Genomic DNA, 20,235 nt, shown 5'->3' with positions numbered 1-20,235 from the left:
AAATTGTCGTCGGGAGAGACCCGATGATGAGGTTGAAAGCGGTCGAACCGGGCGGGCAAGTGTGAGAATCTGGTGTGACAACATTCAAGGAGGATTGCACCATGCCCGGACCCGCTCGCGCCGGCGCCCTGATCTACGCCAAGGATCTCGGCCTGCTGACCCATTTCTACCGCACCTTGCTGCAGATGGACATTCGCAGTCAGGAAGCCGGTTTTGTGGTGATGGAAAATCACGACATCCAGTTGCTGATCCACGCCATCCCCGAGTCGATTGCCTGTGATATCGATATTCAGGTGCCACCGATCCTGCGGGAACAGGGGGCGATCAAATTGTTCTTTACCGTGCCAAGCCTCGCCTGGGCCGAGGCGAAGGCGGCCGACCTCGGTGGCGGCCTGTTGCCGCAGCAGTGGCCGGGACCGGGTTTGGTGCTGCGCAATGCGTTCGATCCGGAAGGCAATATCCTGCAATTGCGCGAGCTTCTCACCACCCCCGACCCGCTGTGATGGATTGCCCATAAAAACGGGGCAGTCTCGCTGCCCCGTTGCCCTCTTCATTTGCTGCCGCCGCATCCGTTATTTCAGATAGCGCTGCTCCAGATGCTGGCGCAGCCAGCGCGGGTTCAGTGCCTCGCCAGTCGCGCGGCGGATGAGCTCATCCGTGCTGTGCTGGCTGCCCTGTGACCAGATGTTGCGACCAAGCCAGGCGAGCACCTCCGGCAGGCGGCCCGCCTCGATCACGCTGCTCATGTTGCCCAGCTCTTTCTCGAGCGCAAAACGCAACTGCGCCGCATACATGGCGCCGAGCGTGTAGCTCGGGAAGTAGCCAAACGAACCGTCTGTCCAGTGAATGTCCTGCATGCAGCCACTCTGGTAGTTGCCCCTGGTGGAGAGGCCGAGCCACTGCTGCATCTTGGCATCCCACAGCTCGGGCAGATCCGCCACCTCGATGCGCCCTTCAATGAGGTCACGCTCCAGCTCGTAGCGCAGGATCACGTGAGCCGGGTAGGTCACCTCGTCCGCATCGACCCGGATAAAGCCGGGCTCGACCCGGTTGTAGAGCTTCGCCAGGTTTTCCGGGTCAAACGCCGCCTGCTCACCAAAGTGGGCGCGAATGCGCGGCGCCAGCAGAGCCAGGAAAGCCGCATCATGGCCGAGCTGCATTTCGCAAAACAGGCTCTGGCTTTCGTGAATGCCCATGGAGCGCGCTTCGGCCACCGGCTGGCCCAGCAGGCGGCGCGGCAGGCCCTGCTCGTAACGGGCGTGACCGGTTTCATGCACTATACCCATCAGGCTGGAGACGAATTCTTGCTCGTTGTAGCGGGTGGTGATGCGCACGTCGGTCGGCACACCGCCACAGAAGGGATGGCTGCTCACATCGAGCCGGCCGTGGGCGAAATCAAAGCCGAGCAGCCCCATTACCTCCTGACCGAGCGCCTGCTGATTTGCGATGGGGAAGGGACCTTGCGGGATCAGCAAGGACTCGCTTTTTTGCTGTTCGCTTACTTGCTGGATCAGGCCGGGCAGCCAGCCGGTGAGATCGCCGAAGATCTGATCGAGCCGCGCACTCGTCATGCCGGGTTCGTACAGCGCCAGCATGGCGTCGTAGGGGCGCACATCAAGCGCCTCTGCGCGAAGGCTCGCCACTTCTCGCGACAGCGTCACCACTTCCTTCAGATTGGGGGCGAAGCCTGCCCAATCGTTGTTTTTGCGCTGGCTGCGCCAGGCGTGCTCGCACTTGCTGCCCGCGAGGGACAAGGCCTCTACCAGATCCGTGGGCAGCAGGCTCGCATCCTGCCAGTGGCGTTTTATCTCGGCGAGATTGGCGCGCTGAACGTCATCCAGCGGCTCGCTCTCGGCTTTGGCTATCCAGTCGCCGAGCTCGGGGGCGGTACGCTTTTGATGGATCAGCACACCGAGTTCGGCCATGGCCTCGGCGCGTGCCTCGTTGCCGCCCTCCGGCATCATGGCGGCCTGATCCCAGCCGCAGATGGCGCTGAGGTGAGAGAGCCGGTGCAGCTGTTGCTGATGTTGTTCAAGTTTTTGATATGACATGGGATTGTCCTTGTTATCGTCCCTGATGGTATGCACCCCGTACCTGGCATGATCGGGGCCGATCGATGCTAACACTGCCATCGCGCGTTTTACCACCCTGGCTGAAGGGGCCTGACCAGATGACGGTTGCTGACTAGCCGAGCCGCTTCTGGTGTCGCTCGCGGTTCTCCGCCTTCTGGCGATCGCTTTTTCGCAGCAGCACATAGAGGGCACCGCTGCCGCCGTGGCGGCGTTCGGCGCTGTGGATGGCCATGACGGCGGGCAGTTGCGGCAACCAGGCGCTGATATAGCTTTTGAGCAGGGCACGCGGCGTGCTGCGTTCCCCCTTGCCGTGCATGATCAGCAGGCAGCGGATGTCCCGCACCTCGCAATCCGCAATGAATTGCACCAGCGCCTGACGCGCCTCATTGAGGGTCTTCTGATGCAGATCCAGGCTCGCCTGCAACTCATATTTGCCGAGTCGCAGCTTCTTGTAGACCCCCTCCTGCACCCCATCGCGCTTGAAGCCGATGATGTCATGGGGATCACGCATCTCCACCGCCTCCATGGTGAGGTGGTCGAGTGCCAGTTGCTCGGCGGTAGCCGCCTGACGGCGTGCCAGTTGCGCTTCCGTCGGGACGGATTTGCCCGTAGGGGGAATGGATATTGTCGCTGCGAATGGGGCGCACATCGGCCACTTCATTGCGAAACAGTGAGAGTTCGTCGTTGCAAGACACGGCAGGCTCCCCGCATTGGAATGGGCGGGCATTATAGCGGGCGGGGGCGAGTCAGAAAATGGCGGCCAGCATCGGCTGGCTGATGCTGGCCGACAGGCGGGCACTATTGGCCGATAGACAATGCCAGCCAGGAGACATGGGCAGGCGATCGGGGGATCGCCTGACGCAGGGGCGTTACTGCTCTTCTTTCGGCGGCTTGGCGCTCATCACCTTGTAGATGAAATAGACCGCATAGGAACTGATCAGCAGGAAGGTGCCGATAATCACCAACATGGACATGAGTCCCACGCTGTTGCCGAACATCAGGTTCATCCAGAATTCCATCTCACACACTCCTGTCATCCCATTGATGACAGGCATGATAGATACCTCTTTGGGCCTGACGAGATGATCTCGATCAAGTCCCCTTGCGGTTATTTAATCGGCAGCCTGATCTGTGAGCCGCCTCCCATTCGGCCCAGTGCGTGTGGGGACGGTCCCCCGGTTTGGCAGGGCCTTCACGTCATGCCCTGGTCGTTTACTTAGCGGCTGGATTGATGAGCGGCGTGACGCGCCACCCTTGCTGCTCCAGCAGGGCGATCAGGCCCTGGTCGCCGTAAAGGTGCAGGGCGCCTACCACGATAAAGCTCTCGTTTGGCAGGGTTGGCCACTTTTTCAGCCAGTTGTGGTTGCGTTCCGCCAGCAGGGTTTGCTCCAGCCAGGCTTGCAGCTTGGGCGGCGCCATCTCCGCTTTCAGCAGGCTGACGAGGGCGGCCTGATCCCCGTCCTGCCAGGCTTTCATCACATCGCGAAAGCCGGTTTCCAGCTGGGGCAGCTCATCCAGGGTGGTGGATAGCATCAGCGTCTGGTTGTCGCCGACGCTGGCAAGATAACCGAGCTGTTCGAGCAGGGTCTCGAAGCCCACTATGGGCTTGCCACTCTCGGTGGCACGTTTGGCAAAGTGCTGATCCACCCCGAGTGCACTGCTGAAACCGGTGCGCTCGAGCGCGGCCTGGGTCAGGGTGATGGCGGCAAACCAGGGGCGCAGCGGGGAGAGCATGGTCTCGGTCAGGCCGTTCTGACCGGCGGCTATGATGGTGCGTCGGTAGAGATCGGCTGAGACATGATCCTTGAGCGTCTTGCCATCGGTCAGGCGGGTGATGGTGCCCATATCCTGCCACTGCTCCTCACCTATGTGGGTCAGGTCAGCTTCCATCACCAGGGCATGGCTCTGTTGCCAGGCGCGCTCTATGGGGTCGGGCAGCGGATAGAGGGAGGGTTTGCCCGCATGGATGGAGCCCAGCAGCCAGTGCTGCTGGTCGCCCTTGTTCACCCGATAGAAGGCGGGATCGGCAAAGGCGGTCAAAGGCAGCAACAGGCAGAGCAGGAAGGAAATCAGCGTGCGATGAAATCTCATGAGGCACCTTATGTGAGCGGATTGAGTTCTCTATGATAAGTCCTCATTCGTCACAGCCAAGAGGTTTCCCATGCCCCATCTTCGTTTTAGGGCCGTTTCAGTCGATACCCTCCAGCAGATCAGCACCCCTTTGTTGGCTGAGCTGTGCGCCCTCACTGGCGGCAAGCCTGAATTTGTCACCCTGGAGTGTGTCGACAGCAGCTGGGTGCGCAATGGTGCGATCGAAGCTGGCTTCCCGTTTGTGGAGCTGGTCTGGTTCGAGCGGCCGCAGGCGATGCAAGATGCTGCCGCTGCGCTCATCACCCGCCATCTGAAGGCGGTGCTGGGGGAGCAGACTTATGTGGTGGTGCAGGTGCTACCCATAGTCAAAAGTCACTATTACAGCAACGGTCAGCACTATTGAGGGGAGTATCGACGTTCATCCTGGCTGCGGGACAGATGGCGGGCAAGGGGCAGACGGGGGTCACATCATCAACCGCAGGGCGAGCAGGCGGTGCCACTCACCCTGTGTGAATCAAGGATCAGGCCGACTTGGAGAGGATCCGGTCAAGCCAGCTGCTTGGCAGCAGGCGGCGCAGTATCGCAAACAACCGGGTCGGGAAGGTGACCGGATAGCGATGCTTGGGGCGCTTGCTCTGCAGTGCATGGAGCAGTGGCGGAATGCAGGCATCGCTTGGCAGCGTGAAGCCGCTGGTGGCCCCTTCTTTTTCCAATCGGGTCAGGGTCTGGCGATAGGCGCCCTGATGACGACTCTGGGCCGGATCGATATGGCGCACGAAGGCGGCGTGGGCATTGGCACGAAAGCGGGTATCGATGGGACCGGGTTCGATCAGGCTGATGTGCACGCCGCTTCCCTCAAGTTCGAGGCGCAGGGTGTCGGTATAGCCTTCAAGGGCAAACTTGCTGGCGTTGTAGGCGCCGCGATACTTCATGGCCACCAGCCCCAGCACCGAGCTGTTCTGCACTATGCGCCCCTCCCGGGCTGCCAGCATGGTCGGCAGTATCTGGCGGATCAGGTGATGCCAGCCAAACAGATTGGTGTCGAACTGGGCACGCAGCGCCTCTGTGGGCAGGTCTTCCAGTGCGCCAGGCTGGCCATAGGCACCGTTGTTGAACAGGCCGTAGAGACGGCCTCCGGCCAGCGCCAGTGCCTCGGCGGCACCCTGCTCAATGCTGGCGGTATCGGCCAGATCCAGTTGTAAAGCCAGTAAACCCTGCTGTTGCAGCTGTGCTACATCGTCGGCCTTGCGAGCGGAGGCGATCACGGTAAAGCCGTGGTCACCGAGCGCCTTGGCGGCGGCGAGGCCGATACCACTGGAACAGCCGGTGATGAGCACGAAGGGGTTGGGCATAAAAATCATCCATGGTGGCGGCCTGAGTGTGGCCAAGGTGGGCATGGTAGCCTGAGTGCGACCAAAAAGAAAACCGGGCCAAGGGGCCCGGTTTGCTGAGGTTGCACCGCCTGCTTACAGTATGGTGAACGGCATTATGATGTGGAACTTGACGTCATGCTCGGAGGCGAAGATGTTGGGGTATTCGGTCCAACCGCCGCCCTGGCTGATGTCGTTGTTGTAATCTGTGTAGTGCAGTTTGAACAGGGTGCCTTTCAGCTTGCCATCTTGCACCGTGTACATGACGTCGAAGTTGGCTGCCCATTCAGTATCTTCACCGTTGGTGGCCTTGGTGCCGTCGCCTTTCTGGATATCCCAGCCGTAGGCGCCGGAGACACCGACGGACCAGCCTGGTGCACCCACCAGATCATCCAGGGAACGGGTCACACCGAAGAACAGCGCTTTTTCGTTGTTTGCGTTCCAGTCGGAGCGGGAGTCCCACCAGATTTCGTTCGCGCCCTGGGAGTTGCCGTAGCCACGGGTCAGACGGGGCAGGTAGTTGCCTTCGCTACCCTCGGCCTTGGTCCACAGACCTTCCACACGGAAGCCGTACGGACCCATGCCCCAGGCGGCGGTCAGGGCTTGCTGCCATGCCATGCCGTCATAAGTTTCGATGTCGGCACCACCCTTCTGATAGGTGTCGGTTTCGGAACCGTAGAACTGGTAGCTGGTGGAGAGGCCGTTCAGCACGTCAAACTTGTGAGCCAGCTTGAAGTGGTAGCTGTCCATGTAGTTTTCGGAGTTGCCGTAAGAACCGGTCACGGCTGTGCCGTTTTCGAAGGTATAACGTGCTGCTACACCCTGGATGTAGTCGATGACGTTTTCATTGGCGAACGGATCCATCCATGCCTTGGCACGGGAGAACTTCTGGGTCTCCTTGTACCAGGGGGACTTGTATTCGTCGGCGATGGCGTAGGTCAGGTAGAGACCACCGACGTTACCCTCGATCTGGCCGCCACGGTAGGTACCCGGCTGATAGGACCAGTTCACACCGATCACGCCCGGTACGTAGAGCTGGGTCAGACCGCCCTTGGCGGTGACTGCGCCGTCCAGTGCTTTCAGTTTCAGGGAGGCATTGGCCAGGCTGAAGCCACCTTTGGGGGAGCCATCCTTGTAGTTTTCGCCCCATTTGTTGCCGGCGAAGGAGAATTCGTTCTCCTGGTTGACCGCATGGTTCTCGGTCACGGCCAGGTCATAGGCACCAAAACCACCCACGTCGATACCGACGATATCCCAGGCATAACCCGAGTTGAAGTTGAGAGCGGCTTGAGTGGTGGCGTGGCTCAGGTTGGACTGGTACTTGCCTTCTTTCTTGGCGGCAGTCGGGTCACCATCGATACGCTGACGATCACGCTGGAAGTAGAAGAGGCCACCGTTGAGTTTGCCTTCTTCATAGAATTTGCTGGCGGCGGCGGCATAGGCAGGACCGGCTTCGTCGGCAGCAAATGCCATACCGGGGGCGACCAAGGCGGCAACAACAGCTGCGCTCAATGCGGCACGCTTGAAGATCACTTTTTCCATTTTGTATTGCTCCTGATTTTATGGACTTAGCTTTTTGTCCGGCAGTCAGGCAAGGGCCCGCCGCTCGGTATTGGCATTGCAATCAAGACCCCGTAGGGCAAAAAATTCTTTCTATGTCGGCTGCGGCCGCGACGTCTTGGCACATCTGCGGTGGTGCAGTTCTGTTCATCACATCATTTATTTTTTATGTTCCGATTCTTGGCTATCGGACAATTCCAAGAGTACGTTCGCGGTGCGAAATATCAATGGAAAGTTCCCACCAAGTTTCAAAAATATGACCGAGTGCAAATAATCATGGATCTTGGTGTGGACACTCCCAGCCCACTCATATCGCCGCTGATAGCGTTTTCAAGTGAAATGACCTGCCGATGTGGGCGGATCTCTTACAAGGGGCATAACTTTTTTCGTTAACCTGTATGCAACAGATAATTTTGTGGCACAAAAAAAGATATGCCCCCGCGTCGGGACGCGGAGGCAGGGCGTTTTGGAGGGGGGGCCAGCGGCTGATTCAGGCCTGATGGCCGAGGATTCGGGGGATCTGGCTGGCTTGATGATGGATGTGTTCAGATACCTGAACCGAGAGCCGGCTGCCCTGGCGTGCGTGCTGGCTGATGCGAGCGATCAGGTCGGCGAAGCTGGCCAGCTTGTGCTCCTGGCTCTTGGCGTTGTCCGCCCCTTGCAGGGCGATGACGGCGGTGCTGCGCGCCATCTCTCTCACCGCCTGGGTGGTCTGGCGCAACTGCTCCGCCTGCTGGCGCTGGGCGGCTGCTTCTGTGGTGATCCGCGCCAGTACAGTGCCGAGTTGATCGCCGGATTGGGTGAGTCGCACCAGGATCTCGGTGATCTGGCCAAGGGAGCGCTGGGTATCGGCGGAGAGGTGGCGTACCTCGTCGGCCACTACCGCAAAACCGCGCCCCTGCTCGCCCGCCCTGGCCGCTTCGATGGCTGCATTGAGCGCCAGCAGGTTGGTTTGCTGGGCGATGTGGCCTATCACGTCGACGATGGCGGTTACGTCATCCACCGAACGCTTGAGCTGGGTCAGGGCGACGTCGCTTTCATCGATGGCAAGACCGGTCTGGGCGGTGGCCTGCAACATGCCCCCTACCAGCAGCTCGCTCTGGCTCATGGAGTGTTCGTTGTGCTGGGCATGCTGCGCTATCTCGGCGGCCACCTGATGGACCTCGCCAGCCAGCTGGTTCAACTCGCTCATCATCAGGTCGCTCTCGTCCACCGCCTGCTCGGTCGTACGGGTGCTGTGGTGGATCTCTTCGACCTGATTGACCATACCCTGCAGGCTCAATGAGACCGCTGACAGTTGGCCCTCTTTCTGCTGCTGATCCAGTTGCAGGCGAACGATGAGCCGGTTGTAGCTCTCGACTATGTCGCTGAGTTCGTTGCGCTCGCGCCCCGGGGGCAGGGTTTCGGCCTGGCCTGTTTCGTCAAGTTGCAGAAAAGCACCGCGCAGCCGCAGCAGCGGTTTGACCAGCCAGCGACGCTGCACCAGTGCAAACAGCAGGGCGACCAGCACCAGACAGAGCGCCAGACTGCCGAGGATGAGGGCAAGCTCCTGGTTGACGGCCTGACGCCCGGCGGTGAGCTGCTCTCCCATCTCCCCGCTTGCTTGCAGCATGCGGGTGATGTCCTGTTGCACCGCCTGGTGGGCAGCCTGTTGTTGTTGCAGCGCCTTGCGGCTGTTTTCCAGCTCTTGCGGATAGCGCTTGAGCAGGGAGAGCAGTTCGCTGCGCGGCTGGGCGCCGAGCTCTTTGCGCACCGGCTCGCCCAGGGTGAACTCGTCGGCGGGGGGGGCCTCAAACAGGCCAAGCGGCGGCAGGGCGGCCAGTTGCTCAGCCTGTTTTTGCAAGGCGGCGAGCTCGAATTGCAGCCCCTCCAGCAGTTTGGGGCTGGCCTGCTCCATGTAGTTCTGGCGCAGGTGGCCCAGCCCCGGCAGGGTAGCCAGCAGATCGGCCGCCCCTTTGCGGTAAGCCTCAGCACTGGCCTGATCCGTACCCGGATCCATGGCTCCCTGCTGGCCGTAGCGCAGCAGCGCCCTGGCCTGGGTGGTCAGTTCGTTTTCGGCATTTTGCAACAGCCACTGGCTGTTGCCAGAGAGCTTGCCCGCCGCCAGATAATCGCCATCGATGCGCTCTCCCATCTTCTCGAGCAGGGCGCGCAGCGGGGCTGTCAGCTGCTCGTCCTGCTGCGCCAGTTGGCCGAGCGCCAGCTGGCGTACCGTCTGGGCTTCGGCCAGGCGCAGGGGATCGCCGCTGCTCAGGTAGTCGCGCAAGGTGCCTTGCAGGGTATCGGTCAGCCGTTGTTGCAGCCGTTCATGTTGATGCTGGGCTTGTTCGGCCTGATCCAGCTGTTGCCAGCCATGAAACAGGGCGCCAGCCTGTACGCCAGCGACCAGCAGCAGTACCAGGGAGGAGAGGGAGGCATAGTGGGCAATTTTCACGTCAGAATTCCTGCTTGAGCCAGGGGACTGGAAGTCGCCGTGAGCTTAAGCAGGAAAGATGGCGTTTTTATGACATCCGGTTCATGACTGTGAAGTCATGACAATGATGATGCTGCGGGCTCCTCCTGCTTGCGGGCCGCAGGCGACTTGCCCAGCATGCCAAGCAGGGCCCCACCCATGATGAAGGCCCCGGCCAGCAGGTGGCGGGAAGTCAGCTCCTCTCCGTTGAGCAGCACCAGCAATAGTGTGCTCAGTAGCGGTGTCAGGTAGGCAAGCGCCCCGATGCGGCGCGGATCCCCGTCCCGCAATGCCAGATACCAGGTAACGAAGGCCGCTCCCATGGGGCCGAGGGCGAGCCCGACGATGAGCCACCAGTCGTCGGCGGGGATCTGTGCAATGGGCAGCGGCCCTTCCAGCCACCAGGCGAGCAGCAACGCCAGTAGCCCGGCGGGCAGGCAGGCCGCAGCCGTCACCACGGCCGGTGCAGGTGGCAGACGGCGGGAGAGCACCGAATAGGCCCCCCAGATGATGGCGGCACCCAGTGCCAGCAGGTAGCCCGGCAGATAGGCGACCTGCAGTTGCAACTCGCCGTTGACCATTACCAGTACGGATCCGGCCAGACCGAGCGCGCCGGCCAGCAAGTGACGGCTGTGCAGCGGGTGACCGGGCAGCAGCAAGGGGGTGAACAGTATGATGAAGAGGGGCCAGAGGTAGTTGATGAGGTTCGCCTCCAGCACGGGGGCGTGGCGAAAGCTCATGAACAGCAGCAGGTGATAGAGCAGCAGCGCTGTGATGGTCACCAGCCAGCTGACAGGACGGGCCCGCCACTGGCGCCAGAACGGGAGGGCGCCGACGCCACAGAAAAACAGCACCAGGCCAACCAGTACCAGTGGCGACACGCTGGTGACCCGGGAGGTGAGCGCCGCCAGCGAGGCCCACAGCAGTATGGTCAACAGCGCAAGGCCGGTGGACTTGTCCCACCACGAAGAACCCGCCATCCAACACTCCTTTGCAAGATGAATAAGATGAATAAAAAGAGGGCCAGTCTAGCAGACCGACCCTCCCTTGCCTGCTCTAATGGTTGCCGAACTCGTCCTCATTCAGACTGGTATTGGTTTGCGCTGCCATGCCTCAGAGCAGTAGCAGGAGAAACAGGAATAGCCCATTACATTGGCTGAGCATGAAAGGAATCCAACGAAAATTGGGCGCGTATTGTAAGTGCATTAAAAATGCAGTGGCCAACATCAATTTACTCAATATTGATCCGCGACATACCGACGTGAGCCGAGTCGAGTGCCCCGGGATTGCAACCTGATCATAAGGCCTTTGTGCTCCACAGCGAGATGATGCGCCTAGTGTTTTTTTCTGCCAAAGGTCAGATCAAGGAAATGCGGATAATCCGGTGTTTGTCGAGCCCGGCAGCAAGGGAGTGCTATTGGCGTTGTTATTGCTCACGTTTACGCAATCGGCGCGACATGATGCCGTTGTGGTGACGAGCCTTGGAGGAGAGTGATAGACCACTCTCCTCCCAGATCGTTATAACTCCAGCTCGATAATGGGCAGTTCCCATCGTTCACTTCGAACTTGCCCCTGATAGGCATCGTCTTCCTGCTCTTTGCTCCGTTCAATCATGGCGATGACGTTGGCGTGCCGGATAGTTGCAAACTGGTTCAGCCAGATCTGATGGGCACTTTGGGAGAGACGAGCTACGGACGTTTGACCATGGAAAATATGAAGTTTCTGAAGCTTGTCGAGATCGATCCGTACAGCGTCCCCGACGTGTAATTGCCGCAGGTTCTGGTGTATCGGGTGGTTTTCGTTGCTACGGCCGGCATAACCGATATCCAGTTGGCGCATACCCATGATGGCAAAACGGCGTTGCCGTACAGGGGCGGTGGCCTGGATCGACTCGTTGTGACAACGCTCGGTAATGAGAGGAAGGTGAGGATGCCGCTGGTCAGCGCGGGACATAACCACTAACCGTTGGATCGCTCGGGTCATCGCGACATAGAAGAGACGTCGCTCTTCCTCAATGTTGTTCGAGGCACTTTCTGCACTGCGTTGCCAACCGCCATCAAGGATCAATACATGGCGATACTCTTCCCCTTTAACGCCATGTACCGTGCTGAGAAGCACGCCTTTGCCAAAGCGGATCTGCCGACGCTGCTCGCTCAGATATTCGTAAAGGAACTGCAGGAAATAGTGTGCTGACAGCGCTTGTTCCCCTTGACTCTCCTGCCATTGGGCAATCAGATCGTACAGCAAGGCCTCCCAGCGGTTTGCCTGAGCAAAGGGAGGGAGTGGAGCGGCCAGTTGCTGCGCTGTCAGGAGTGCGTGGCCTTGTTGATGCAACCAGTTCTGGTAACGCAAGATCTCGCGACAGCGATGTATCGGGAAGCCATGCTCTCGATCCAGGGTAAATCGGCAGGGGATAGCGGCATCCGCGAGTGCTGAACGTACCCATGCCAGCTCTTCTTTATCCAGCCCATTGCGAGCCAGTACTGCGATAGATTCCAGCAGGCATGTCGGATCTTTTTCACGAATCAGTGCGATGTGTCTGACGATTTCAGCGGCCTGTTGGGCAGCGTCAGTACAGGATTGTACGATGACTTTGCCGCGTGCAGTCTCCAGCCCTTCCCAAGCGCCACCCGGTACCTCCATCTTGCGCCGTTCATCGATCACAATGGGATGCGAACGCTTCATGCGATCCAGATTGTGTTCTATCAGCTGGTTAGCCGTTTCGATGATGTGGTTTGTTGAGCGGTAGTTCCAGGTCAGATAGTGCGTCTGGGCGTTGTAGTCTTGTTCGAAGCGACGGATAAAGCTGACGTTCGCTTCGCGGAAGGCGTAAATGGATTGGTCGTCATCGCCCACCGCCATCAGGTGCAGGCGGGCTTCTTCATCCTCTTCGCTTTTTCCAACCAGTGCAGCGATAAGTTGGTACTGCTGTTCGTCAATGTCCTGATATTCGTCGACAAGCAGGAATTGCAGCCCACCCAACAGCTTTTCCCGCTGTTCTTCCAATTCGAGACCAAGCTGGCTCTGTTCTCCCCGGAGCAGTTTGATAGCGTCATCAATGATGGTGGTAAAGTCGATATCGTCTGATGTCCGGTTTTGCACCGCATTACCTGTCAGGCTCATCGCAAGACCGTGAAAGGTGAATACCGAGACCCTTGCTCCGTCACGCCCCAGTAGCTCGGTCAGGCGTCGGCGCAGGGACATCGCCGCATTATGGTTGTAACAGAGCAACATGATCTTGGATGGGGCGACTTGCTTGACCCGCATCAGGTAGGCGCAGCGGTGGATAATCACTTTGCTCTTGCCTGAGCCCGGGCCTGCCAGTACCAGCAAGTTTTGCTCGGGTGGTGCCTGGACTATCTGCTCCTGTGGCCGGTTGTGAAGATCTTCAACAATGCGCTTCCAGGAGTGTTCGCTGGTCGCCAGCTCCAGGATCTTGTTGCGCCCTTTGAAGTAGTGACCGAGGAACTTGTCAGCTTCCATGGAGAAGTAGTCTGTCACCAGCTTTTTGGCTTGTTTGAAGTGCTCCAGGCTGATGCGGGCGTATTCATTCATCACATGGATCTGAATCACCTTCTGGCGATAGTGATGTTCAAGCGGCTGATAGTCTGCTTTGTTGTATTGCTGCTGCCGCTCCGCTGTCAGAGTGAGGGTCATGGCGCTTCGGAACACGGCGAGACCATTTTGCAGCACGATGGCGTGTTGCTCATGCAGGTAGAGCAGTGCCCGCTCGGCCCCTTTGAGCAACCACTCCTGCTGGCTGTTTGCCTCACGCTTGTTCATGAGCTGGGCCACATCCATGTCTTCTCGCAGGTATTTGACCAGTTGTTCCAGGGCAAACGACAGCATTACCTGGCGCTGGACACTCTCTTCGCTGCTTGCCAACAGGGTGTAGAGAAAATCGAGGGTGGCACCTGTGACGCGATGGCGTTGATCAATCGTCTGCTCAATCTGGGACCAGGTACGGTTGAAGGTGAGTTGGTAGAGATCCCGAGAGAGATATTTGACATCAATGGAGCCTTTCTCGCCCCCCGAGCGACCATCCTGGGACCAGCTGGTCAGCAAATTGCGCAGCAAGCCAGGGTTACTCCGTTCATGCCCCAGATCTTTGATGGCCTGATTGACCAGTCGAATGTTAAAGATCAGACCTTGCCCTGTATCAGGTTCGGGTTCTTGTTCACGCAAGGTGTCCAGCATCGCCTTTTCAATACTGTGCACTTGCCCGCAGAGCACCCGGGCGTTGTCTCTTCCTTTGGGGCGAAGCCAGGTAGTCAGTAACATCCCCTGAGAGAGCAGACCTACATCCGCCATTTGGGTGAGTACCCGCATCACTTCGCTGGCCTGAACACCACTTCCTTGGTCCGCCATGTATTGGCCTGCCTCTTCGGCAATGGTATCGGCACTGAGACCATCATCATCGGCAGCACTCATCAGCGCCTGGATAACAGCTTGCCAGATGGCGTTGGCCTTGGGAGCCAGTTTCAGACTGTCTACCCTTTTCATCGCCTCCTCGGTGGAAGCAAACAGGGGGCGTCCCTGAAATACCTGAGTGATGTTATCGCTGCGCTCCAGATAGCCAGCTCGCTCGAGCCAGGCGATAGCTGTCTTGACCTTGGTATCCGCATTGTTGTCATCGGCAGCGAAGCTGGTTTCCACCTCTGGCTGGTTGATGAGCTCTGCGCTGGTTGCGACCAGTGGCGGGTTGTTCTCCTGCTTTCCTCCTTTGCTGGCCCGGAGTCTTATTCCGCGCAGGATCTGTTTGATATCGCGCAGGCTGACCTCACTCATGGCTTCGAGCTGGAACTGTTTCTCGATGTCTTGTGCATCAAAAAGCAGCACGCAGTGGGCTTGCTCTGTATCGCGGCCCGCTCGCCCCGCCTCTTGCAAATAGTTCTCGAGCGAGCCGGGGATATCGGCATGGATGACCAGACGCACATCATCCTTGTCGATGCCCATCCCAAAGGCATTGGTCGCGCAGATGACCCGGATCTCGCCACTGATAAATTGTTCGAGGGTTGCTTTCTTTTGGGCACTGTCCATTCGGGCGTAAAAGCGCGCGACGGTGAGGGATTGTTGCTGGCCGAGGAAATCAGCCAACTCGCCCACGCTACGCTTGGTTGCGCAGTAGATAACGCAGGAGCCGGGCTTCTCCCCACCAAAGAACTGCTCGAGCAGGTTAAGGATATGGCCCTGTTTATTGAGTCCTGGGCACTCAACGACGGCATATTCGAGGTTGGTACGTTCAACCCCCCCTTCCAGTCTGCGAAGTGGTCGGGGCTGCTTGTCGAGAAACTGTGCGCAGATATCCTCAATCACATCCGGCTTGGCAGTGGCGGTATAGCAGAAGACAGGAGGCATGGGGACCTGCTGCTCGCTGGCAATGGTGGCGATGGCCTTGGCGCAGTAGAGATAGTCAGGGCGAAAATCATGTCCCCATTTCGACAGGCAGTGCGCTTCGTCAAATACCCAGCCACCGATCTGACGTTGTCGTATTGCTTGTTTGACAGTGCGGTTACGAAGCTGCTCGGGGGAGATATAGAGCAGGGCGATATCCCCCATGCGGATCTGCTCAAGAATCGCGCCTCGCTCTGGTAGCGTCAGCAGCCCCGAGATGGCGGCAACCCCTTCGATACCGGCCTTGTATTTAAGGTTGTCCACCTGATCCTTCATCAGTGCCTGCAGGGGGGAGATCACGACCGTGAGCGCGCCACTGCGCTGGTTGCGAACCAGTGCCGGGAGTTGGTAGCAGAGCGACTTGCCGCCGCTGGTGGGGAGGATTCCGAGCAGTGCGACGCCAGCCATGGCTTCCTCGATCAAGGTCTTCTGCAATGGTGTCCCATCAGGCAAATTACGGAAGTTGTCGAGCTCAAAGATACGTTGCAGATGGCGGCGTGCGTCGTGGTTCTCCTGACAATAACTGCAGTCGGCATGACCACAGTGGCGCTCGCGGACAGTGTGAATGATCTCTGCGGTCTGGGGAAAGCGGCGCCAAATCCAGGGCGGCAGCACAGAGTTGCCGCCGGAAACGGGCAACCAGGCGCAGGCATAAGCCAACGGTAACAGCAGCATAGGTTGACGCAGGGCATCGCCAATCACTCGGTTGAGCTGATTGGGGCAACCCTTCTCATGGGCAATGCTCTTGATAAGGGTGGGTAGCTCGGAGACCCTTACTGGAGGACGACCTGTCAGTCTGGCAAACACCAGTGACAGACCCTGAGTGTTAAATTGCGCCATGACTCCCTGGCTGAACAGGTGTTGATAAAGCTGCAATTGGGGTAGTGGTAAGGCTTGCAGGGCTATCAACTGTTCCGAGAAAATCTGCAAGGCGAGCCTTGCATCAGCGACCGGATCATTGAGGGTATCCCGAACCAGTTTGTAATCCTTGACCAAGCGGTGATAGGGGTTTTTGGGAAAGGCAAGGGGAGATAGATAGAGGGTATCTATTACCGGTTTTTCGAGAAGCAACTGGGGGCGTACAGCCTGTTTGGCCAACCAGGGGAGATCAAAATCGAGAATATTGTGGCCAAGGACCACATCAGCCTCTTGTGCCAGCGCATTTAACTCCTTGAGGGAGAGATCCTGCGGGCCCTTGAGATTGAGCTCACGATCAGCCAGGAGTGCACCCAGATGACGGAGCTTTTCATCTCGGGTCAGTTCAAGGTCAAAGGAAAGAATCTTGTCATCCCCAAACAGGGCCACGACATCAGTCGAGTTCATCAATAGCCATCTCCATCTGGCGTTGACCTCTCATGGCGATAATAAGTGCCAAAAGATCAGTGAGTTGGCCGAATATTACCCGAAATGTTGAACGGTGGCATCATTCAGAGCCCTCTGGTCGCAGTTCTTTTTGCTGGCATCCCGTTTTGGTAAATGTCCCTGCATCCTTAATGGTTCATGTTTGGAAAGTGTCGTCCTTGTCATGGTCAACCCACTGATCTTGTGAGACTATTTCCCTTCCTTCTCCGATCGGAACGCATTGTGTCCCTCGATTACTACCAGCGCCACGCCACCGAATTGGCGACCCGTTACCAGCAGGTATCTGCTCGCGCTGTTCACGGCGACTGGCTCACTCTGCTGGAACCTCGGCTCCTGGCTGCGCCGCGCAGGTTGCTGGATGTGGGGGCTGGCAGTGGTCGTGATGCCGCGTTTTTAGCAGGGCTCCATCAGGGCCACTGTGTGGTCGCTGTCGAGCCCTGTCAGGCACTCGCTCTACAGGGGCAATGTCATACCCGTGAGGCTGCGGTGGCGTGGGTCAATGACGCTATGCCTGCTCTCTCTCGCGTGACGGGCACTTTTGATCTGATTTTGCTCAGTGCAGTCTGGATACATCTACCCCCGGAATTTCGTCCCTTGGCTCTGGCACGTCTTCATGAGCTGCTTTCACCAGATGGTTATCTGGTACTGAGTCTTCGCCTGGTTGTATCGGAGCAGGAGATGCGGGAGCGAGCCATGTACCCGGTGGCTGCCGATGAAGTCGAGCAGCTTGCATTGGGGGAGGCGATGACACTGCTCCATGTGTCAGAACCACAGGGGGATGCCTTGGCGCGTACCGGGTTGAGTTGGCAGAGTCTGATCCTTGGGGGCGAGCATGCACGCCTCCCCTGAGCAGCAACTCGCCTTTATTGCTTATTTGCAACGTATCTTTACCGAAGGCGATTTTGTTGCCACTTACAAGTGCGCCTTGCTGCACGGGATTGCAGATATCGCGATTGAGCGCAGTACCGAGACCCATGATCTGACTTTGGCACGCACCATTACGCTGGACGAACTGGCGACCAAGTTTGTGGAGCTCTATTGGCAGCACAGTCTGCCCTACTCCGCGACGGGAGAAACGGCTACTTTGCTCAAACAGAGCAGCGGTCGTCAGGCCATCATGCTGACGGAGTTGTTCAGGCTGCGTGAAGAGGGTGTCCGTTCGGTGACAGCACTGCGTTGTCACGACGCTTGGCGGCTTCTTCTTGCTCGAGTTCGGCGCATCCTCATTGAGGGCCCCTTGTGGCGTCTGCAGATCCTGGGTGGGCGAGAGGAGTGCCACCTCTATCCTCATCAAAGGGGCGCGGATCATATCTGCCTTAACCCCGGAATTCTCTACTGTCTTCACCGCTTTTACGATCTGGTGGTCTCCCTCTCCCGACAGCATTGGCTGCAGCTTATCTGCGACATCAAGGGGAATCAGCCACTGATTGGCCCAAGTGTGGGACTGGAGGATTTTCTCTTTGGTTCAAGCCGTCAGGCGCTTGGGCGGGTAGGACATGTATTAAGAGAATTGCAGGGAGGAACCTGTTTTTACTGTAACAAGGCGATACACGGGCCTGGTGAGGTAGACCATTTTATCCCATGGCGTCGTTATCCAATTGATTTGGGCCACAACTTCGTACTGGCACACGCCAACTGTAACCGGAGCAAACGGGACTTTCTCGCCGCTCCCGAGCATAGGGATGCCTGGTACGAGCAGAATATCCTAACTCACGGGGCGTACCTCACTGACCAGCTGGCCCCCCTGGTGAGCATCGATGCCGAGCGTTCTACCTCAATCGCCACTTGGGCCTATCAGCAAGCAGTCCGTGAGCATGCCCGGTTGTGGCGTGGTATTGACCAGTTTGTGGACGTGACAGCCACTAGTGTGAATATTCCCCTGCGCTTTTTATGAGGCTTGAAAGCTCGATAAAAAGGGCCACCTCTTGCGAGGTGGCCCTATCCAAATGTTTGGTGGCCGGGTCTGCTCATTGATGTAGTCAAAGAAATCGACCTCCTGCTCGGCCATCTTGATCTTCACTCGCTCCACCAGATAGGGAATGGGCTTGCTGAAGTCGTCATACCCCATCAGGCTCACCTTGCCGGAGCGAATGTGCAGTTTGATCACATCTATATCGGTCACGTCACCATAGAGTTGGCAAGCCGCCCCCAGGTAGACACGCAGCAGCGGCGGTAATTGCGCAATAAAGCATTTGTGCAGCAGCAGTGAATGGCTGGGATAGAGCAGGCTGTTGGGTAGCTGTTGATGGGCCAGCTCGCAGGCCTGGTTGATTAGGGCAATGTCGGCAATCTGATAGAGCTGTGCTTTGGCAGCCTGCTGTGCCTGCGGGTTGCCACCGAAAAAGGCTTTGATATCCCGCTGCAGTTCGCTGGGGTACTGGGTATAGGCTTGACGTTTGCCAAACAGGTTGAGTGCCAGGTAAACCAGCAGATCTTGTTGTCGCTCTTGCTCGGCCTGTTTTAGCTGGGCCAGGTCAAAATGCTGCCCAAGCAGGGCCATGGCTTTGCGATGGCTGCCTGCTATCTCCCTTAACTCGTCGCTTTGTTCAAATTCGTCATTGGCCGGTATGCGTCCAAGGGTCAGTGCCCGCTGCCAAAAGGCTTCAAACAGCGGTTGATGGCGAGCAATCAGCAGTGCTGCAGTGGCCCCATGGTTGGGAGGGGGCGCGGTCAGCTGCTGCCAGCTATGGCTTCGACGTTGGCGCTGCGCCAAAAAGCGCTGCTCTTCGAGCTTGTCTTTGAACACGTAAAAGATGCCGGGCCCAACGGCGATGGCATTTTCATCCAGGGTCCTATCGATATAGTGTTTGAGCTCGCTTTGGTTGTAGTAGCGCTGAAAGGTGTTACGAGAGGTGATGACGCCATCTTTATAAGGGGTGAACTGGGCAATAAAGCTGTCGTTGGCCAGCATGGCCGAGACGACCAGCAGAGTTTGGGTCAGCTCCCAGGCGCCGAGCAGCGCCTCCATCCGCTCATCTTGATCCTCAATCACGTTGATCACAAAACCGAGATTGACCAGATGGGAGACAACCTTCTCGCCATCCGGGCGAAAGTTCGGGTCCCAGCCCAGCGCATCAATACCGTGTGCTTCCAGCTCACGCAGGTCATCCCCCCGGCCGCAGCCGTAATCAAACAACGCATGGTCGCCGTTGAGATAACAATGGCGGGCCAGCATTTTCATGGGGGCAGAGAGTTCATGGCGAACCAGCGCGGTTTTATGGCGATCAATCGGTGGGCCACCCTCTTCGGGCGGCAGGGCGGAGGTGCGAAACAGGCGTCCATCAACCAGTTGGTAGCCATGTATTGCGATAAGCCGCTCCCACGAGGCTTTAAAGCCAATCATGCGGGGATGATCGTAAAGTCCCGCTAGCTCTCCCTCTTCGGTGATCTGGCGGCAGCTCTCTGCCTGTGGGTGATCCGGGGTCAGCATGCACTCTTTGCGATGCAGAATGGGGGGATTGTCTTGGCTGTCGTAGCGGGTAACGGTATGGCTCAGTTTGGCCAGGTCAACGGTGACGCTCTGTTTGAGGCTGGGATAAGCCTCATCAAAGAAGCTGGGGTAGCTCAGCAGTGACAGCCGGAAATCTTTCTTGGCCAATTTGAGCAGGTCCCACTCATTTTCTGGCAGCTTTAGCGCTTGAGCTACGGCGCAGACAAAGCGATAAAGCAGCGGGCTGGTAGCGGCCAGGGTCTCTTTATGCAGATAAACCGCATCGGGCAGCACTTTTTTGTATGGCAGGGCTGAGACCAGTTGCGTGAAACGCTCGGGGCTTAGCATCAACACAGACCTTTGAGTTGTTCGAGGGTAAGACGCTTAGGGATACGTCGACCTTGATGAGTTGCCAGCTGTACGATCATGCGACTCTGCTCCGGTCCATAGCTGATATGAAGCGGTCGATCCGCCCCATAAAGATAAAGACGATCAAACGGGGTG

General features: G+C 58.2%; 13 protein-coding genes and 1 pseudogene. 4 read left to right on the top strand and 10 right to left on the bottom strand.

What is annotated here, in order from left to right; all coding sequences use genetic code 11:
* Positions 1–101 precede the first annotated feature (101 nt).
* Positions 102–503 carry a VOC family protein gene (locus GWQ27_RS01275; protein ID WP_275906489.1) on the top strand — a complete coding sequence of 134 codons (402 nt, stop codon included), beginning with the start codon at positions 102–104 and terminating at the stop codon, positions 501–503.
* Between the two features lie 69 nt (positions 504–572).
* Here GWQ27_RS01275 and GWQ27_RS01270 read toward each other — a convergent pair whose 3' ends face one another.
* The 4 genes and pseudogenes from GWQ27_RS01270 to GWQ27_RS01255 all read right to left on the bottom strand — a co-directional run bounded on the left by GWQ27_RS01270 (position 573) and on the right by GWQ27_RS01255 (position 4,163).
* Positions 573–2,051, bottom strand: a complete 1,479-nt coding sequence (locus GWQ27_RS01270; protein WP_275906488.1) for a carboxypeptidase M32 — start codon at positions 2,049–2,051, stop codon at positions 573–575.
* 133 nt (positions 2,052–2,184) lie between these two features.
* Positions 2,185–2,767, bottom strand: a pseudogene (gene smrA / locus GWQ27_RS01265) (DNA endonuclease SmrA).
* A 174-nt stretch (positions 2,768–2,941) separates the two neighbouring features.
* On the bottom strand, positions 2,942–3,091 hold the full coding sequence (locus GWQ27_RS01260) for a DUF3149 domain-containing protein (RefSeq protein ID WP_005311880.1): 150 nt from the start codon (positions 3,089–3,091) through the stop codon (positions 2,942–2,944).
* Positions 3,092–3,284: 193 nt separating this feature from the next.
* On the bottom strand, positions 3,285–4,163 hold the full coding sequence (locus GWQ27_RS01255; RefSeq protein WP_275906487.1) for a TraB/GumN family protein: 879 nt from the start codon (positions 4,161–4,163) through the stop codon (positions 3,285–3,287).
* Positions 4,164–4,233: 70 nt separating this feature from the next.
* Here GWQ27_RS01255 and GWQ27_RS01250 point away from each other — a divergent pair, with 70 nt between their 5' ends.
* The gene (locus GWQ27_RS01250; RefSeq protein WP_005311886.1) at positions 4,234–4,566 is read left to right on the top strand and encodes a DUF1904 family protein; all 333 of its coding nucleotides are present in this window, start codon (positions 4,234–4,236) and stop codon (positions 4,564–4,566) included.
* Between the two features lie 118 nt (positions 4,567–4,684).
* Here GWQ27_RS01250 and GWQ27_RS01245 read toward each other — a convergent pair whose 3' ends face one another.
* The 5 genes from GWQ27_RS01245 to GWQ27_RS01225 form a co-directional block, all read right to left on the bottom strand.
* On the bottom strand, positions 4,685–5,515 hold the full coding sequence (locus tag GWQ27_RS01245; RefSeq protein WP_275906486.1) for an SDR family oxidoreductase: 831 nt from the start codon (positions 5,513–5,515) through the stop codon (positions 4,685–4,687).
* Positions 5,516–5,629: 114 nt separating this feature from the next.
* Positions 5,630–7,075 (bottom strand): OprD family outer membrane porin, encoded by a 1,446-nt coding sequence (locus tag GWQ27_RS01240; protein ID WP_275906485.1) that lies wholly within the window; start codon positions 7,073–7,075, stop codon positions 5,630–5,632.
* 508 nt (positions 7,076–7,583) lie between these two features.
* Positions 7,584–9,527 carry a methyl-accepting chemotaxis protein gene (locus GWQ27_RS01235; protein WP_275906484.1) on the bottom strand — a complete coding sequence of 648 codons (1,944 nt, stop codon included), beginning with the start codon at positions 9,525–9,527 and terminating at the stop codon, positions 7,584–7,586.
* 95 nt (positions 9,528–9,622) lie between these two features.
* Positions 9,623–10,525 carry a DMT family transporter gene (locus tag GWQ27_RS01230; protein ID WP_219593493.1) on the bottom strand — a complete coding sequence of 301 codons (903 nt, stop codon included), beginning with the start codon at positions 10,523–10,525 and terminating at the stop codon, positions 9,623–9,625.
* 538 nt (positions 10,526–11,063) lie between these two features.
* The gene (locus GWQ27_RS01225; RefSeq protein ID WP_275906483.1) at positions 11,064–16,262 is read right to left on the bottom strand and encodes a RecQ family ATP-dependent DNA helicase; all 5,199 of its coding nucleotides are present in this window, start codon (positions 16,260–16,262) and stop codon (positions 11,064–11,066) included.
* 261 nt (positions 16,263–16,523) lie between these two features.
* Here GWQ27_RS01225 and GWQ27_RS01220 point away from each other — a divergent pair, with 261 nt between their 5' ends.
* The gene (locus GWQ27_RS01220; RefSeq protein WP_275906482.1) at positions 16,524–17,150 is read left to right on the top strand and encodes a class I SAM-dependent methyltransferase; all 627 of its coding nucleotides are present in this window, start codon (positions 16,524–16,526) and stop codon (positions 17,148–17,150) included.
* A complete protein-coding gene (locus tag GWQ27_RS01215; protein WP_234576518.1) occupies positions 17,134–18,195 on the top strand; it encodes an HNH endonuclease in 1,062 nt (353 codons plus the stop codon). The genes GWQ27_RS01220 and GWQ27_RS01215 overlap by 17 nt, the downstream gene beginning before the upstream one ends.
* Here the strand turns inward: GWQ27_RS01215 and GWQ27_RS01210 are convergent.
* The gene (locus GWQ27_RS01210) at positions 18,190–20,079 is read right to left on the bottom strand and encodes a DNA phosphorothioation-associated putative methyltransferase (protein ID WP_275906481.1); all 1,890 of its coding nucleotides are present in this window, start codon (positions 20,077–20,079) and stop codon (positions 18,190–18,192) included. The genes GWQ27_RS01215 and GWQ27_RS01210 overlap by 6 nt on opposite strands.
* Between the last annotated feature and the right edge of the window lie 156 nt (positions 20,080–20,235).

Source organism: Aeromonas sp. 5HA1 (assembly GCF_029237245.1).
In the GTDB taxonomy this organism is placed as follows: Bacteria; Pseudomonadota; Gammaproteobacteria; order Enterobacterales; family Aeromonadaceae; genus Aeromonas; species Aeromonas salmonicida.
Note: the sequence above shows the minus strand (reverse complement) of the source record. Positions and strands in the feature narration are given on the sequence as shown.

Coding starts and splice junctions, on each gene's coding strand:
- GWQ27_RS01275 (WP_275906489.1), top strand. CDS start 102: ATGCCCGGACCCGCTCGCGCCGGCGCCCTGATCTACGCCAAGGATCTC.
- GWQ27_RS01270 (WP_275906488.1), bottom strand. CDS start 2,051: ATGTCATATCAAAAACTTGAACAACATCAGCAACAGCTGCACCGGCTC.
- GWQ27_RS01260 (WP_005311880.1), bottom strand. CDS start 3,091: ATGGAATTCTGGATGAACCTGATGTTCGGCAACAGCGTGGGACTCATG.
- GWQ27_RS01255 (WP_275906487.1), bottom strand. CDS start 4,163: ATGAGATTTCATCGCACGCTGATTTCCTTCCTGCTCTGCCTGTTGCTG.
- GWQ27_RS01250 (WP_005311886.1), top strand. CDS start 4,234: ATGCCCCATCTTCGTTTTAGGGCCGTTTCAGTCGATACCCTCCAGCAG.
- GWQ27_RS01245 (WP_275906486.1), bottom strand. CDS start 5,515: ATGCCCAACCCCTTCGTGCTCATCACCGGCTGTTCCAGTGGTATCGGC.
- GWQ27_RS01240 (WP_275906485.1), bottom strand. CDS start 7,075: ATGGAAAAAGTGATCTTCAAGCGTGCCGCATTGAGCGCAGCTGTTGTT.
- GWQ27_RS01230 (WP_219593493.1), bottom strand. CDS start 10,525: ATGGCGGGTTCTTCGTGGTGGGACAAGTCCACCGGCCTTGCGCTGTTG.
- GWQ27_RS01225 (WP_275906483.1), bottom strand. CDS start 16,262: ATGAACTCGACTGATGTCGTGGCCCTGTTTGGGGATGACAAGATTCTT.
- GWQ27_RS01215 (WP_234576518.1), top strand. CDS start 17,134: ATGCACGCCTCCCCTGAGCAGCAACTCGCCTTTATTGCTTATTTGCAA.
- GWQ27_RS01210 (WP_275906481.1), bottom strand. CDS start 20,079: ATGCTAAGCCCCGAGCGTTTCACGCAACTGGTCTCAGCCCTGCCATAC.